The following is a 15,053-nucleotide window of genomic DNA, read 5'->3' on the forward strand; positions in this document are numbered from 1 at the left end:
GGTTCCTGCCTCTTTTGGTCTTAAGGCAGAAGGACAGCATGCACCAGCTCGCGATTCTCGACGACTACCAGCGCGTGGCCCACAGCTTTGCCGACTGGAGCTCCCTCGAACAGCGTGGCGTCGACGTCACCGTGTTCAACCAGCACCTCGCCACTGAAGCGGAGGTTGTGGAAACGCTGCAGGACGCCAGCGTCATTATTGCCATGCGGGAGCGAACGCCCTTTCCGGGCCGGGTCCTCGAAAAGCTGCCCCGGCTGAAACTGCTGGTCACCACCGGCGCCGCCAATGCCTCGATCGACGTGGAGGCAGCCTCGCGGCTGGGGATCACCGTCTGCGGAACGGGCGGCTCCCCCACGGCCGCGCCCGAACTGACGTGGGCGCTGCTGCTGGCGTTCGCCCGGAACCTGACCCAGGAGGAGGCCTGCCTACGCAGCGGGCGCTGGCAGACGGGCGTCGGCTTCGAGCTGTCCGGCAAGACCCTCGGAATTGTGGGGCTGGGCAAAATCGGGAAGCGGATCGCCGGCTACGGCCGCGCCTTCGGGATGGAGGTGCTGGCCTGGAGCCAGAACCTGACCGAGGAAACCGCTGCGGCGGCGGGCGCCCGCAAGGTCGGCAAAGACGAGCTGTTCCGGGAGTCCGACGTCGTGTCCCTGCATCTGCGGCTGTCGCCGCGTTCGGAGGGGATAGTCGGTGAACGTGAACTGCGCCTGCTCGGCCCGGACGGCGTGCTGGTGAACACTGCCCGCGGCCCCCTGGTGGATCAGCGGGCGCTGGTCACGGCACTGCATGAGGGGTGGATCCGCGGAGCAGCGCTCGACGTGTTCGACCAGGAACCGCTGCCCGCCGGCCATCCCCTCCTCGGGGCGCCCCGGACCCTGCTGGCTCCGCATCTGGGGTATGTGACCGATGCCAGCTACCGGGCCTTCTTCGGCGGCGCGCTCGAGGACGTCACGGCGTGGCTGGACGGCTCCCCGATCCGGACGCTGACGCCCAACTAGGTAGCACATCAGGGCGTTCCCAGCTCTGAGAACGCCCTGTGCTGCTACCCAGTTGGGGTCAGCTACCGGAACTGTCGAGCGTGACGGTTCCGGCGTCGCCGTCGACCTTTACCTGCTGTCCGCTGGTCACGCGCTGGGTAGCCACGCCCGTACCCAAAACGGCGGGGATGCCGTACTCCCGGGCGACGATCGAGCTGTGGCTCAGCGGGCCGCCAACATCCGTGACCACGCCGGACGCCATCGCAAACAGCGGTGTCCAGGCGGGGGTGGTCATGCGTGCCACCAGCACCTCGCCCGGTTGCATGCTGGCGAAGTCGTCGGGACCCTGCAGCAGCCGGGCCGGCGCGCTGACATGTCCGGAGCTGGCGCCGACGCCGGTGATGACGGCGCCCGCCTTTTGCTGGGTTCGTGCGGGCATCATGCTCCCGAAGGCCCGTTCCATCCAGCGGCTTTCGGGCAGCAGCTGCGGGGCCGCGGCTTTCCGCTGGCCCCGCCACAGCATCTTGCGCTGTTCAACGGCCTCGGCCCGCACCGGCCGGTCCGTGCCCGTGATGGCCGCGCCGGGCTTAGCCAGCCCGAAGTCGACGGCGTTGCGGAGTTCGTCGAGACGGAGCCAGAAGATGTCGGACGGTGCGGCGATGACGCCCGAGGCCGTGAGCCGCGCCCCCAGTTCCAGCAGCATCCGGCGCATCAGCGGCCAGGCCAGTCCGACGTCGGCCAGAGCGTCTTCACGGACGGGCGCCGCTTTCTGCGCCCAGCGCAGCAACCTGCGGAAGACTGCACGACGGCGCGGCCCCAGCCTGGCGCTGATCAGCCGGCCCTGCTCCTCCCGCCGGTCGGCAGACCGCTGCTGGCGCTCGTGCGGATCCTTCCCCTGCCCGCGCACGAAGTACCTCAGGGTCTCGAGCAGGGCGGAGGGGTCATCGGCCGGCACGGGGTTGACGAAGTCCAGGTTGTAGACGGCGTGCCCGTAGCGGTCCAGGTGCCGCTGGAGGCGGGAACTCCACTCGTCCCACTCGTCCTGGTCCACCGCCGCAATCCCGTCCACGCCCGCGCCCCTACCCGCCGGGGGCGTGCCGCTGCGGAGAGCTTCGGCGATGCCGGCCGCTGGTCCCTCCGTGATGGCCGAGGCGAGTCGCGGCCTTTCGCGGGTCCACACGGCCAGGTCATACAGGGATTTCTCCGCGCGGATGGGTTCGCTGTCATAACCGACGAGGAAGACTTCCGCGGACGGGTCCCCGGGCCGCCGGACGAGCTTGTCGTAGTAGCCCCGGAACATGATCTCGCTGGTGGCCGCGATCGGGATGATGGACTGCACGGCGGTGTAATAAGCAGCGCCCGCGTCCAGCAGCGCGGAAATGCCTTTCAGCAGTTCTGAAGCAGGACGGTCCGACGGCGGTTTGGCCGCCCAATACTTCACCAGCCCGCGGTACTTCGGGTGCGAGTGGTCGCGCCATCCCTTGATGCCCATGTTGGCCTTGCCCTGGGCCAGCGCCCGCATCGCCGTCAGCGACTTGCCCATGACCCGCCGCATCCCCGCGTTGTTGTAGTAGTAGTACGCGTAGCCGTTGACGGTGGGCAGCGAGATGTCCCCGGGCCGCACCACGCTCTTGCCGAAAGCCTCGTTGAGCAGGGCGTTCAGCGACCGCACCACGGCGCCGTCGATGAGGTCGGCGAACAGGGGCGACAACGGGTCCGGCAACTGCTCGACGATGCTGGCCCGGAAGTACATCCCGTTCGGATAGGGCAGCGGCCACTCCGTCGGAGCATCGGCCGAGGGCTCCGGCAACGCGGTGATGGGACGGGCCTGCAGGATGAAGAAATCCCCTGCCGCCTGCGCCCACTCGATATCCTGGGGCACCCCGAAGTGCTGCGCAATGGCCGTTCCCTGCCGGGCCAGCGCGGCCGCCGCATCGTCGCCGAGCACCGGCTCCCGGCGCTTCTCTTCGGGGACCGGCTGCTCCCTGGTGCCTATTCCGCCGTAAACCGTCATGACGTCCTTGTCGGCCGTCCGGCGCTGCCTTACCCGGCCCGTCGCGGCATCCACTATGACGTCGTCCGTGGTGACGGCCCCGCTGACCACCGATTCACCCAGCCCCCAGGCGGCACTGATCACTACCTCGTCGCGGCGGCCGGTGGCGGGGTTGGCGGTGAACAGCACGCCGGCGGCCCCGGCGTCGACCATCTCCTGGACCACCACCGCGAGGCGCACCGTGGTCGGATCAAAGCCGTTCCGTACGCGGTACGCCATGGCGCGGGCATTCCACAGCGACGCCCAGCAGTTGATGACGGCGGCGACGACGGCGTCTGGCCCGGAGACGTTCAGATATGTGTCCTGCTGGCCGGCGAAGCTGGCCGAGGCGAGGTCCTCCGCGGTGGCCGACGAGCGAACCGCAACCCGCGCGGCGTAGTCGCCGCTGGACTCCGCGCCGTCCTCTTCGCCCAGGTCCGCCGCCTGGTGGCTCAGCCGCCTGTAAGCAGCGCGGACTTCGGCACCAATCTCCTCGGGCATCGTGCTTTCGGCGAACAGGGAGCGGATCTGCCGCGCGGCGGTCTCGTAGTCGTCGTTCGAAGCGCCGGCGGGAAGCGCGGCGAGCTCGAGGATGCGGCCGGCGATCCCGTTGGCGTTGACGAAGTCCTGGTAGGCCGGCGTGGTGAGAACAAAGCCCGGCGGCACCGGGAAACCGGCCCGGGCCAACTCGCCGAGGTTTGCACCCTTGCCGCCTGCCTCGTCCACATCGCCGCGTCCCAGCTGGTCAAAGTCCTTTATGTAGGTCATGACCCTGCGTCCCTTCTGCCCGGGAACCGGGACCGCGGCATTGCGGCTGGTGACCCCGTTCTAGCGCTGCACCCTATTTTGGCACCGCACGTTTTTCTGGCAATGGGGAAGGCCAGCGGGAACGGCTACCGAGGGGCTGGCTAGACGTCGCCGCGCGGACGCCACACCACCACGGCCTGCGAACGGGGCCTAGGGCGCTGGCCGCGCGCCAGGCTCACCACGTCGCCGGCGGTGCCGGCGGCGAAGATCCGGGAATCCAGCGGCTGACGACGGCGGGCCAGTTCGTCGGTCAGTTCGGCCACCCGGTGCTGCAGGGCAGCAACCTGGTTTTCGAGTTCCAGGATGCGTTTGATCCCCTCGAGCGAGACGCCCTCGTGGGACAGACGCTGCACCTCACGGAGCCGGTTCACGTCCCGCTGGGAGTAGCGGCGGGACTTGCCCGGCGCCCGGCTGGGCGAGACGATGCCCAGCCGGTCGTACTGGCGGAGTGTCTGCGGGTGCATGTCGGCGAGCTCGGCGGCCACCGAGATGACGAAGATCGGCTGATCAAAGTTGATTTCCACGGCCGGCACCCGTCGCTAAAGCCGGGCCTTGGCTGCCAGGCCCTGGCGGACGTCCGCACCGGTGGTGGCGGCCGCAAATGCTTTCACGGCCTCCTCCGCTTCCTTGCTCAGGTTTTGCGGTACGGCGACGTCGATGGTCACCAGCAGGTCACCGGTACCCTTCGACGTCTTTACGCCGCGGCCTTTCACCCTGAGTGTGCGCCCCGACGGAGTACCGGCGGGAACGCGGACCCGGACGTGTTCACCGTCGATCGTGGGAACCTCGATGTCGGCGCCCAAAGCAGCTTCGGGGAAGCTGACGGGCACGTGGATCCGGAGGTTGTCGCCGTCGCGGGTGTAAAAGTCATGGTTCTTGACGTTTACCGTGACCAGCAGGTCGCCGTTGCCCGCAGGACCGTACTGGCCCTTGCCGCGGACGCGCACCTTCTGGCCGTCCTTGATGCCCGCAGGTACCCGGACGTCGATGACCTCACCGTCCGGTTCACGCAGCCCGATGGTGGTGCCGCGGATGGATCCGGAGAAGGAGATGCTGGTGCTGGCCGTCCGGTCGGCACCCTTCTGCGGGGCGCGCTGGTAGCCGGCCGGGCCGCCCCCGAAGCCGCCGCCAAACAGGTCGGCGAACTCGGGCGGGATGCCGCCAGCAGAACTGAATCCGCCGGGCTGGCGGCCGCCGCCGCCGGTGAACAGGCCGCCGAAGAGGTCCTCGAAGCCGCCGTTCGCGGTGCTGCCCGCGCCGTGCGGGGCAAAGCGTGCACCGCCGCCCATGGCACGGATGGCGTCGTACTGCTGCCGCTCATCAGGATCGGACAGCACGGAGTACGCCTCGGAAATGTCCTTGAACTTCTTCTCCGCAGCAGCATCCCCGGAGTTCGTATCAGGGTGGTGCTGCCGAGCGAGCTTCCGGTAAGCCTTCTTGATGTCAGCGTCGGAAGCGTCCTTGGCAACACCAAGGATCTTGTAAAAGTCCTTGTCCACCCAGTCCTGGCTAGCCAATGGCGTTTCCTTTCAAAAATCTGTGCCGAAATGGCAGTTCACAGCAATGTGGTTGCCCAGCACTACTGCGAACTGCCATCTCGATGGGGGTAATGCTACGCCGGGACCGCGACGATTACCTGTGCCGCCCGGAGGACCCGCTCACCCGACTTGTAGCCGGATCGGAGCACCTGGCTGACGGTGTCAACCTCGATGTCATCGCCGGGCTGCTGGATGAGGGCCTCGTGGATGGTCGGATCGAACTCCACGCCGGTCTCGTCGATGCGGGTCAGTCCGTACGTCTTCAGCGCGTTCTCCAGCTTGGTGGCGATCGCGGCGAACGGGCCGTCCGCGAGGTCACCGTGCTGGCGGGCAGCGTCGACGTCGTCCAGCACCGGCAGCAGGGAGTTCAGGACGCCGACGACGGCCATCTCCCCTGCCACGGCACGGTCGCGTTCAACCCGCTTGCGGTAGTTGACGTACTCGGCCTGCAGGCGGAGCAGGTCGTTCTTCAGCTCCGCCGCCTCGGCGCCGGTGGTTGCGCCTGCCGGAACCCCCTGCGCCACGGACTCGTCGGCGGGCACCTCGACCTGGTTGAGGATTTCCTCAGCCTGGGCGAGGGCGTCGCCGTCGGAATCCGACGGGCTGGTGTCCGAGGACTGCCCGCCCTCCGGGTGCCGGGCCTCCCCGGTCACGGGGTCCACCTTGCGGTGGTCCCGGATGACCGGCTCGTCGCGGCTGCCGCTCTGGTCTCGGGAAGAGTTGTGCTCTTCTTCGTTACCGTGATGCGGCATGGTTACTTCTTCTCTTCTTCGTCGACGATCTCGGCGTCGACGATATCTTCATCTGAAGAACCCGTCTTGTCGCCGGCCGGGGCACCTTCGGCACCCGCAGCGCCGGTGGCGCCGTCCGGGGAACCTGCCTGGGCGTAGATGGCCTCGCCAAGCTTGGTCTGGGAAGCCTGCAGCTTCTCAAACGCGGTCTTGACGGCGGCGTCGTCGGTCCCCTCGAGGGCCTTCTTGAGGGCGTCGACGTCGGCCTGGACCTCGGTCTTGACCTCTTCCGGCAGCTTGTCGCTGTTGTCGGCGATCAGCTTATCCACGGAGTAGGCGAGCTGCTCCGCGGTGTTGCGGGTGTCGGTGGCCTCGCGGCGCGCCTTGTCCTCGGCTGCGTGCTCCTCGGCGTCCTTGACCATGCGGTCAATGTCTTCCTTGGAGAGCGCGGTGCCGCCGGTGATGGTCATGGACTGTTCCTTGCCGGTGCCCTTGTCCTTCGCCGAAACGTGAACGATGCCGTTGGCGTCGATGTCGAAGGTGACCTCGACCTGCGGGACGCCGCGCGGAGCCGGTGCGATGCCGGTCAGCTCGAACGTGCCCAGCGGCTTGTTGTCGCGGGTGAACTCACGCTCACCCTGGAAGACCTGGATGGCCACGGACGGCTGGTTGTCGTCAGCCGTGGTGAAGGTCTCGGACCGCTTGGTGGGGATGGCCGTGTTGCGCTCGATCAGGTGCGTCATGACGCCGCCCTTGGTCTCGATGCCGAGGGACAGCGGGGTGACGTCGATCAGGAGGACGTCCTTGCGCTCACCCTTCAGCACGCCGGCCTGCAGTGCGGCGCCCACGGCGACGACCTCATCCGGGTTGACGCCCTTGTTGGGCTCCTTGCCGCCAGCCAGTTCCTTGACCAGCTCGGAGACGGCGGGCATGCGGGTGGAACCGCCGACGAGCACGATGTGGTCGATCTCGGACAGCTTGATGCCGGCTTCCTTGATGACGTCGTGGAACGGCTTCTTGGTCCGCTCGAGCAGGTCCTTGGTGAGGTCCTGGAACTTGGCGCGGGTCAGCTGCTCGTCCAGGTGAACCGGGCCGTCCGGGGTGACGGAGAGGTACTGGAGCGAGACGTTGGTGCTGGAAGAGGAGGAAAGCTCCTTCTTCGCCTGCTCGGCAGCTTCGCGGAGGCGCTGCAGGGCGATCTTGTCCTTGGACAGGTCGATGCCCTTGACCTTCAGCTGGTTCAGCAGGTACTCAACGACGCGGTTGTCCCAGTCGTCGCCGCCGAGGCGGTTGTCACCGGCGGTGGCGCGCACCTGGATGGTGGAGAAGTCGTCCTCGTCCTTGCCGACTTCCAGCAGGGAGACGTCGAACGTTCCGCCGCCGAGGTCGAAGACCAGGATGAGTTCGTCTTCCTTGCCCTTGTCCAGGCCGTAGGCCAGTGCGGCCGCGGTGGGCTCGTTGACAATGCGGAGGACGTTCAGGCCGGCGATCTCGCCGGCTTCCTTGGTGGCCTGGCGCTCGGCATCGTTGAAGTAGGCCGGAACGGTGATCACAGCGTCGGTGACCTTTTCGCCGAGGTAGGACTCGGCGTCGTTCTTCAGCTTCATAAGGACACGGGCGGAGATTTCCTGCGCGGTGTACTTCTTGTCATCGATAGCTACGGACCAGTCGGTGCCCATGTGGCGCTTGACGGAGGCGATGGTGCGGTCGATGTTGTTGACGGCCTGGCGCTTGGCGATTTCGCCGACCAGGACCTCGCCGGACTTGGAGAACGCAACGACGGACGGCGTGGTGCGGCCACCCTCGGCGTTGGCAATAACGGTGGGCTCGCCACCTTCGAGAACGGAGACGACGGAGTTGGTGGTTCCGAGGTCGATACCTACTGCACGTGACATGTGTTGCTTCCTTCTTTCCGTGGAAACTTTGGGCTCGCCCACTCCTTGAGCGATCTGCACTCAACTTTACTCCGCACGGAATTTAAGTCAATCGAAACTTGAGTCATGTACGCTCAACTTTGCTTCGGCCCGAAGCTCTTCGGGCGCAGGAAACCCCCGATACTCGGCGGAAACCCGCGGAGTACCGGGGGCTTAATAAGCTAGGGGAGTCCGATTTCGCCCAGCGTGAACGTGCGCTTAACCTCGCGAGGACGTGGCGCCGTCTTCCTTCTTCGGTTCTTCCGCAGCACCGTTTTCGGGGGTGGCTCCGGCAGCACCGTAGTCACCCTCCGGATATTCGCCTTCTTCATCCCCGGGCAGCTCCTGGCCGACGGTGCCGGCGCGGCCATAGTCGCCCTCGGGGTATTCGCCTTCGTCTTGCTCCGCGGGGGCTCCGACCGCACCCGCGTCACCGTAATCACCCACCGGATACTCGCCCTGGGGCTCGGTGGCTGCCTTATCCCCCGCCACCCCGGCATCGCCGTAGTCGCCCTCAACGTACTGGCCGCTGTCCCCCTCGAGCGCCGGATTTTTGGAACCGGTGTGGGCCTTTCCCGCGGCGCCGGACTCACTGTTTTCGGTCATCGGTTGATCACTCCTTCGAAAGGACTGCGCGCACCCGGTCCGGGCGCAGTGGCAGTCTACTCAGCTGGCGCGGGCAGCAACAGGGGCCGGAGCAGCCGCGCCCTGCGCGTCGTGCCGGCAGCGGCAATGCGGACGAGCTACAGCCCGGCGAGATCGGCCAGCACGGCGATATGGTGCTCGAACAGTTCATCGGGCGCGGAGAAGGTGCCGGCGCCATACTGCCCGAACACTTCAAAACTCACAGCGCCAAAGAGTGACGCCCAAACAAGGGTGCCGCGGGCCAGCAGAGCATCCGGGACCTCCACGCCCAGCTCACGCCGGATTGCCTCGAGGTCGGCGGCCAGGGGCGCCGGAACCGCGGAAGGCCCGCGCCCGGCAAGCCGGGCGGCCCGGTGGGCGGCGTCCAGTATCTGCACCAGGCTGATGACCACCCGCGTGCCGGGCGCCGTAGTGCGCTCCGCAGGGGCCTGATAGCCCGGCACGGGGCTGCCGAACAGCAGGCCGTAGCGCGCCGGCTCCCGGAGGGCCCACCCGCGGACAGCGCGGGCAAGCGCGGCGAATCGGCCCCTGAACTCTTCGGCCGGGACGGCCTTGACGGCCGCATCCACCGCATCCCCAAGATCGTTGTAGGCGTCCACGAGCAGGAGGGTCAGCAGCTCATCGCGGCTCCCGACGTAGCGGTAGACGGCAGAGGAGACCACGCCCAGGTCACGGGCGACGGCGCGCAGCGAGAGGGCGGCGGCCCCGCGTTCCGCCAGATGCCGCCGGCCCAGCCCGATGATGTCGGCGATGGTCTGCGCCCGGGCCCGTTCGCGCGGTGTGCGGATTTCCCCGCCGGCGTGAGAGGTGGCTGGCATCAGCCCAGCATGGCACGAATCAGAGCAGTGTCAACAATTGAGAGCAGTGCTCTTGACTTTGACATGCCGGTGGTCGCATCCTTATTTCGAGAGCAGTGCTCGCATAACCAGACTTGGTCCCGCCGGGTCCATCCGTGAAGGAGAACTTTCAATGTCCGGTCTTTATGTGGTCACCGGCGCCGGCCCTGTGGGCTGGACGGTGGCGGAGCAACTGGCACAGCGGGGCGAGCGCGTCCGGGTTCTCACCCGCTCCGGCGGCGGGCCCGACCACCCGCACGTCGAGAAGCTGAAGGCGGATGTCTCCCGCCGCGGTCTGCTGGCTGACGCTTTCAAGGGTGCGGGCGCCGTCTTCCACTGCATCCATGGCTCTTCCTACAGCGCCGCGGCCTGGGAACGGGAGCTTCCGGCCGCGGAGCAGGCGGTCATGGCAGCGGCAGGCGAGGCGGGCGCCGTCGTCGTATTTCCCGAAAGCCTTTACTCCTACAGCACTCCGGAACAGGTGATGACCGAAGACAGCCCGCGGGCGGCAACGGGCGGCAAACGCGGCATCCGCGTGGCGCTGCTGCGTGCGCGGCAGGAGAGCGCCGCGAACACCGTGTCCGTGGTGGCGGGCGACTTCTTCGGTCCCCGCGTCCGGATGGCACACGCCGGCGAGCGCATGGTGCCCGCCGTCCTCGCCCGTCGCCCGCTGCAGGTGGTGGGAAGCGCGGACCAGCCGCATTCTTTCACCTACGTTCCCGATCTGGCCGCGGCAATGATCAGGGCCGCGGGGAAGCCCGAGCTGTGGAACCGGGTGCTGCACGCACCCACCAACCCGCCGCTCACGCAGCGTCAGATCGCGCAAACCTTCGCTGCCGCGGCCGGCGTGCCGCTCCCGAAGGTCCGCGCGGTGCCGGGCTGGGTCCTGCGAACCCTGGGGCTCTTCTCGGCTGACATGCGGGAACTCAGCGAGACTCTCTACCAGTTCCAGCGGCCGTTCGTGATGGATTCAACGGCCAGCGAGGAGCAGTTTGGACTTTATCCGACTCCCCTGCCAGTGGCAGCCAAGACGACTGTGGAATGGTGGCGTTCCGAGCTCGCCGCTGGCTGAGCGAGCCGTGGGGACGCAGGCGGGAAATTAGCGGACGGCAACTTCCGCCGCGCCTTCCACCTTGCTTATTTCCCGCACATCATGCCGGCCGAGTTTGCCCGGCCACCAGATGAGCCGGCCCAGGTCGTAGGCCAGGGCCGGTACCAGGAGCGAGCGCACAAGAACGGTGTCCAGCAGCACCCCGAAGGCCACGATGAAGGCCAGCTGCACGAGGAACATGATGGGAATGACGCCCAGGGCCGCAAATGTAGCAGCCAGGACCACCCCGGCGGACGTGATCACGCCGCCGGTCACGCCGAGCCCGCGCAGAATCCCGGGGCGGGTCCCGTGCTTCAGCGACTCCTCCCGGACCCGGCTCATCAGGAAGATGTTGTAGTCCACGCCCAAAGCCACGAGGAACACGAAGCCGAACAGCGGCACCGTCGCGTCGGCTCCGGGAAAGGCCAGGATGTTGTTGAACACGAGGGCGGAAACGCCCATCGCAGCCGCATAGGAAAGGACCACCGAGGCGACGAGGAGGACGGGCGCCACGACAGACCGCAGCAGCAGCATGAGGATGAGCAGAATCACCGCCAGAACCACGGGGATGATGGTGGCCAGGTCACGCTGGGCCGTGGTGTTGGTGTCCAGCGCCGTGGCCGTCACGCCGCCGACAAGGGCGTCGGGGTCAACGCTTTTCACGCTGGCCCGCATCGCTGCCACGGCGTTCTCCGCAGCGTCAGAATCGGCGGCGAAGTCGAGGGTGGCGTTGAGGAGCACCCTGCCGTCGCGCAGGGCCGGGTGGGCGGGCGCTCCCGGGGCTCCCGTGATGGGCACGTTGCCTTCGGCCAGCAGGTAGGCGGTCCCCACACCGTCGGTGGCCTCAACCTTTTCCAGGACTTCGGCGGTGTTCCCCTGGCTGGACACAATGACGACGGGACTGCCGCTGCCGGCGTCGAAATGGCGCGCCAGCGCATCCTGCCCGTCGACGGCATTTGAGGCGCTAAGGATGACGGCCGTCTGCGGCACGCCGTTGGCTTTCAGCTGCAGGACTCCGGCCGAGGCCACAAGCAGCAGGAGCACAGAGGCCACCCACACCATGCGGGGACGCCGCGACACCAGCGTTCCGATGGCACGCCAGAGCCCCTGCTGGCCCTCCAGCCCGGTGGTCAGTTGCGGCCCACGCGCCTCTTCGGGCAGCAGCCTGGGCCGGAACGGCCAGAATGCGGCACGCCCCAGGAGTGCTGCGAAGGCAGGAAGCAGGGTGAGCGACGCGAAAAGGGAACAGACGATGCCCGCGGCCGCCACAGGGCCGAGCGCCTTGTTGGAGTTGAGGTCGGAAAACAGCAGGCACAGCAGGGCGACGGCTACCGTGGCCCCGGATGCCAGGATTGGCGCGAAGGAGGCGCGCCAGGCGGTGAGCGCGGCGTCGGTGCGGTTGGCCGTGTGCTCGAGTGCCTCACGGAACCGGGCCACATAGAGCAGGGCGTAGTCAGTGGCCGCGCCGATCACCAGGATGGAGAGGATGCCCTGGCTCTGGCCGTTGAGCTGGATCCAGCCCGCCTTCGCCATGCCGAACACGAGCAGGATGGCGGCACACAGGGCGAACACCGAGGTCAGCAGCACGGCGAACGGCAGGAGCAGGGACCGGTAGACGACAAGCAGGATGACAAACACCGCAGCCAGCGCGACGAGGAGCAGGATTCCGTCGATGCCGGCGAAGGCCCCCGTGAGGTCGGCCGCGAGCCCGGCAGGACCGGTGACGAACGTCTGCGTCCCGTCCGGCGCGTACGCGCGGATCTCGCTGCGCAACTCTTCGACGGCGTCCGCCGGCTCAGCGGCCGCAACGGACACGATGTACTGCACGGCCTTCTGGTCCTGCGACGGCACCGGGCCCACCACCGTGCTGCCCACCCGAAGGTCCTCCAGCCTGCTTTTCAGGCCGGCGGCCGCTGCCAGCTGGGCAGGGATGAGGGCACTGCCGCTTTCAATCACGACGACGGCGGGCACCTCGCCGGAGTCCTGGAACTTTTGCTGCCACTCGCGGGCCTCGGTGGCCTCCGCCCCGGAAGGCAGGAAGGATGCCTGGTCATTGGACGAGACCTCATCCAGCCTGCCGAACGTGGGCCCGCCAACACCGGCAATGGCAACCCAGCCGACGACGAGGACTACGGGAATGAGCCACCGAAGCCAGAACGGGATGCTCGAGGCGCGGGCTACCTGCTTCATGTGGAAGACCTCCTGGCGCGACAGCCATCCGGGCCGTCGTCGATATTGTTCCATCATAAACTATCTCTACCATGGAGATATGGCTACTTTCCCCCTGAAGGCGCGCTCCCGGGCGGTAAACTCCGGAAGGCAACATTGAGGAGAGGAGGTGGACGTGGCCGAAAAGCCTGGCACCCCGCGGCAGCCCGACGGGCCGGCCGCCTCCGCCCCAGGGGGCGCGCAGCACCCCCTGGTACGGCTGCTTCAGGAGTTCACCCTGGAGGCCAACCGCTACGTCGACTCTGCCGGCGGCCGGAACGACATGCACAGGACGGACCTCAACGCCCTCGCCGCCGTCATGCGGCACGCAGCGAATGGCGACGTCGCAACTCCGGGAACCCTGCGGAAGGAGCTGAACCTCAGCTCCCCGGCCACCACGGCGCTGATTGACCGGCTGTGCGGCTCCGGGCACCTGGTCCGCGTCCGCGAAGGCCAGGACCGGCGGCAGGTGCAGCTCCGGATGACGGAGAAGGCGTACCGCGACGGCTCAGCCATGTTCCTGCCCCTTGCCCGCCACATGGGCAGGGCCATGGCCGGATTCACGGAGCAGGAATTGGAGACGGCCGCCCGGTTCATGGACGCGATGATCGCGGCCACGGTCCAAGCCAGCCAGGAGGCCTCCGGCGCGCCATAACGGCCCCCTCCTGCTACCTGCCCGAAATGTTGAGAAGGAGTAGCGTTTCCCTATGAGCACGCAGCCGGAAGATGTCTATACTCACGGCCACCACGAGTCCGTGGTCCGGGCCCATGCCTCGCGGACGGCGGAAAATTCGGCCGCGTTCGTCCTCCCGCACCTCACTCGGGGCGTATCAGTGCTCGACGTCGGGTGCGGGCCCGGCAGCATCACGTGCGACTTCGCGATTCTGGTCGCACCCGGAAAAGTGACAGGGCTGGATCGCTCCCCCGATGTGATCACCCACGCCCGCGAACTGGCGGCCGACCGCGGCATTGAGAACGTTGAGTTTGTGGCAGGCAACATCTACGACCTTGACTTCGAGGACGACACCTTCGATGTGGTCCACGCCCACCAGGTCCTGCAGCACCTGACGGATCCGGTAGAGGCGTTGCGGGAAATGCGGCGGGTGGCAAGGCCCGGCGGCATCGTGGCGGTACGCGATGCCGATTTCCACGGCATGAGCTGGTATCCCGCCATCCCCGAACTCGACGAGTGGATGGACCTCTACCAGCGGATCGCGCGCCGGAACGGTGCCGAGCCCGACGCCGGCCGCCGGCTGGTCTCGTGGGCCCAGGCCGCCGGCTTCACGGACGTTGCGCCCACCAGCAGCAACTGGCTCTACGCCACCGGGCAGCAGCGCCGCTGGCAGGCCAGGGTGTGGGGCCAACGCGTGCTGCATTCGGCCTTCGCGGAGCAGGCCCTCGAGTACGGCTTCGCCCAGGAGGCAGACCTCACGCGCATCTCGGCCGGCTGGCACCGCTGGGGCTCCACCGACGACGGCTGGTTCCTCATTCCCAACGGAGAGGTCATCGCCCGGGCCTGAGGCCCACTCCGGCGTAATCGCCTTGCGGCACAGCCCACCTCGCGGACCGACTAAACTTGATGGGTGCAATTCTCCTTGTGGCTGGCCCTTGCGGGCGCCGGCGCCCTCATCAGCTTCACTCCGGGCGCAGGCGCCATCAACACCATGAGCAACTCGCTGACCGCGGGGTTCAAGCGCTCCATCTGGGGCATCCTCGGGCAGCAGGCCGCCCTGATTCTGCATGTCATCGTAGTGGCCCTGGGCGTCGGCGTCCTGGTTGCCGGCTCCCCCGTAGCCTTCAATGCCATCCGCTACGCCGGCGCCGCGTACCTGGTGTACCTCGGCATCCGGCAGTTCCTGCGCAAGCCGGACCTGGACCAGGAGAAGGTTGCCGCACTCCGGAACGAGCCCGCCTGGTCCATGTTCCGCCGGGGCCTGTGGGTCAACCTGCTCAACCCCAAGGCCATCGTGTTCTTCCTGGCCTTCATGCCGCAGTTCATCCGGCCCGCCAGCCCGCTCCTGCCCCAGTACGCGGTGCTTGCGGCAACCGTGGTCCTCATCGACGTCCTCGTCATGTGGTTCTTCTTCGCAGCGGCGGCAAAATCGTTCCAGCGCTTTACCCACAACCCTCGCGGCCAAACCCTGCTCAACAGGATTTTCGGCGTCCTGTTCGTCGCGGTAGGCGTGCTGCTGGCGTTCATCCACTAGCCCCGGAGCGCCTCCCGCGCAATCTTGTGACAGGAAAACCAGCAAACTTTACGCGGGTTGTCGATAATA

13 protein-coding genes are annotated in these 15,053 nt (G+C 67.5%); 5 read left to right on the plus strand and 8 right to left on the minus strand.

Annotated elements, in window-relative coordinates; translation table 11 throughout:
- Positions 1–38: 38 nt before the first annotated feature.
- Positions 39–998 (plus strand): D-2-hydroxyacid dehydrogenase family protein, encoded by a 960-nt coding sequence (locus DBZ45_RS02115; protein ID WP_111902333.1) that lies wholly within the window; start codon positions 39–41, stop codon positions 996–998.
- Between the two features lie 58 nt (positions 999–1,056).
- On the opposite strand, the gene DBZ45_RS02120 is transcribed toward DBZ45_RS02115, so the two are convergent.
- The 7 genes from DBZ45_RS02120 to DBZ45_RS02150 all read right to left on the minus strand — a co-directional run bounded on the left by DBZ45_RS02120 (position 1,057) and on the right by DBZ45_RS02150 (position 9,461).
- Complete coding sequence (locus tag DBZ45_RS02120) at positions 1,057–3,777, minus strand: PEP/pyruvate-binding domain-containing protein (protein ID WP_111902334.1); 2,721 nt, start codon at positions 3,775–3,777, stop codon at positions 1,057–1,059.
- A gap of 140 nt (positions 3,778–3,917) precedes the next feature.
- Positions 3,918–4,340: a heat shock protein transcriptional repressor HspR gene (locus DBZ45_RS02125; RefSeq protein WP_111902394.1), complete on the minus strand. Its 423-nt coding sequence runs from the start codon at positions 4,338–4,340 to the stop codon at positions 3,918–3,920.
- Positions 4,341–4,355: 15 nt separating this feature from the next.
- Positions 4,356–5,333, minus strand: coding sequence for a DnaJ C-terminal domain-containing protein (locus DBZ45_RS02130; RefSeq protein ID WP_190242967.1), 978 nt, complete (start codon positions 5,331–5,333; stop codon positions 4,356–4,358).
- Positions 5,334–5,428: 95 nt separating this feature from the next.
- A complete protein-coding gene (locus DBZ45_RS02135; protein ID WP_111902335.1) occupies positions 5,429–6,106 on the minus strand; it encodes a nucleotide exchange factor GrpE in 678 nt (225 codons plus the stop codon).
- 2 nt (positions 6,107–6,108) lie between these two features.
- Complete coding sequence (dnaK, locus tag DBZ45_RS02140; protein ID WP_111902336.1) at positions 6,109–7,980, minus strand: molecular chaperone DnaK; 1,872 nt, start codon at positions 7,978–7,980, stop codon at positions 6,109–6,111.
- A 237-nt stretch (positions 7,981–8,217) separates the two neighbouring features.
- A complete protein-coding gene (locus DBZ45_RS02145; RefSeq protein ID WP_111902337.1) occupies positions 8,218–8,604 on the minus strand; it encodes a hypothetical protein in 387 nt (128 codons plus the stop codon).
- Between the two features lie 137 nt (positions 8,605–8,741).
- Positions 8,742–9,461: a TetR/AcrR family transcriptional regulator gene (locus DBZ45_RS02150; RefSeq protein ID WP_111902338.1), complete on the minus strand. Its 720-nt coding sequence runs from the start codon at positions 9,459–9,461 to the stop codon at positions 8,742–8,744.
- Between the two features lie 151 nt (positions 9,462–9,612).
- Here DBZ45_RS02150 and DBZ45_RS02155 point away from each other — a divergent pair, with 151 nt between their 5' ends.
- Positions 9,613–10,551 (plus strand): NAD-dependent epimerase/dehydratase family protein, encoded by a 939-nt coding sequence (locus DBZ45_RS02155; protein WP_111902339.1) that lies wholly within the window; start codon positions 9,613–9,615, stop codon positions 10,549–10,551.
- Between the two features lie 27 nt (positions 10,552–10,578).
- Here the strand turns inward: DBZ45_RS02155 and DBZ45_RS02160 are convergent, their stop codons facing one another.
- Complete coding sequence (locus DBZ45_RS02160) at positions 10,579–12,759, minus strand: MMPL family transporter (RefSeq protein ID WP_111902340.1); 2,181 nt, start codon at positions 12,757–12,759, stop codon at positions 10,579–10,581.
- A 154-nt stretch (positions 12,760–12,913) separates the two neighbouring features.
- Here DBZ45_RS02160 and DBZ45_RS02165 point away from each other — a divergent pair, with 154 nt between their 5' ends.
- From DBZ45_RS02165 to DBZ45_RS02175, 3 genes are all read left to right on the plus strand, one after another.
- The gene (locus tag DBZ45_RS02165; RefSeq protein WP_111902396.1) at positions 12,914–13,432 is read left to right on the plus strand and encodes a MarR family winged helix-turn-helix transcriptional regulator; all 519 of its coding nucleotides are present in this window, start codon (positions 12,914–12,916) and stop codon (positions 13,430–13,432) included.
- 52 nt (positions 13,433–13,484) lie between these two features.
- Entirely contained in the window at positions 13,485–14,297 is an 813-nt protein-coding gene (locus tag DBZ45_RS02170) for a methyltransferase domain-containing protein (protein WP_111902341.1), read from the plus strand.
- A 63-nt stretch (positions 14,298–14,360) separates the two neighbouring features.
- Positions 14,361–14,984 carry a LysE family transporter gene (locus DBZ45_RS02175; RefSeq protein ID WP_111902342.1) on the plus strand — a complete coding sequence of 208 codons (624 nt, stop codon included), beginning with the start codon at positions 14,361–14,363 and terminating at the stop codon, positions 14,982–14,984.
- Positions 14,985–15,053 lie beyond the last annotated feature (69 nt).

The sequence above is a fragment of the Arthrobacter globiformis genome, assembly GCF_003261175.1.
Classification (GTDB): Bacteria; Actinomycetota; Actinomycetes; order Actinomycetales; family Micrococcaceae; genus Arthrobacter; species Arthrobacter globiformis_A.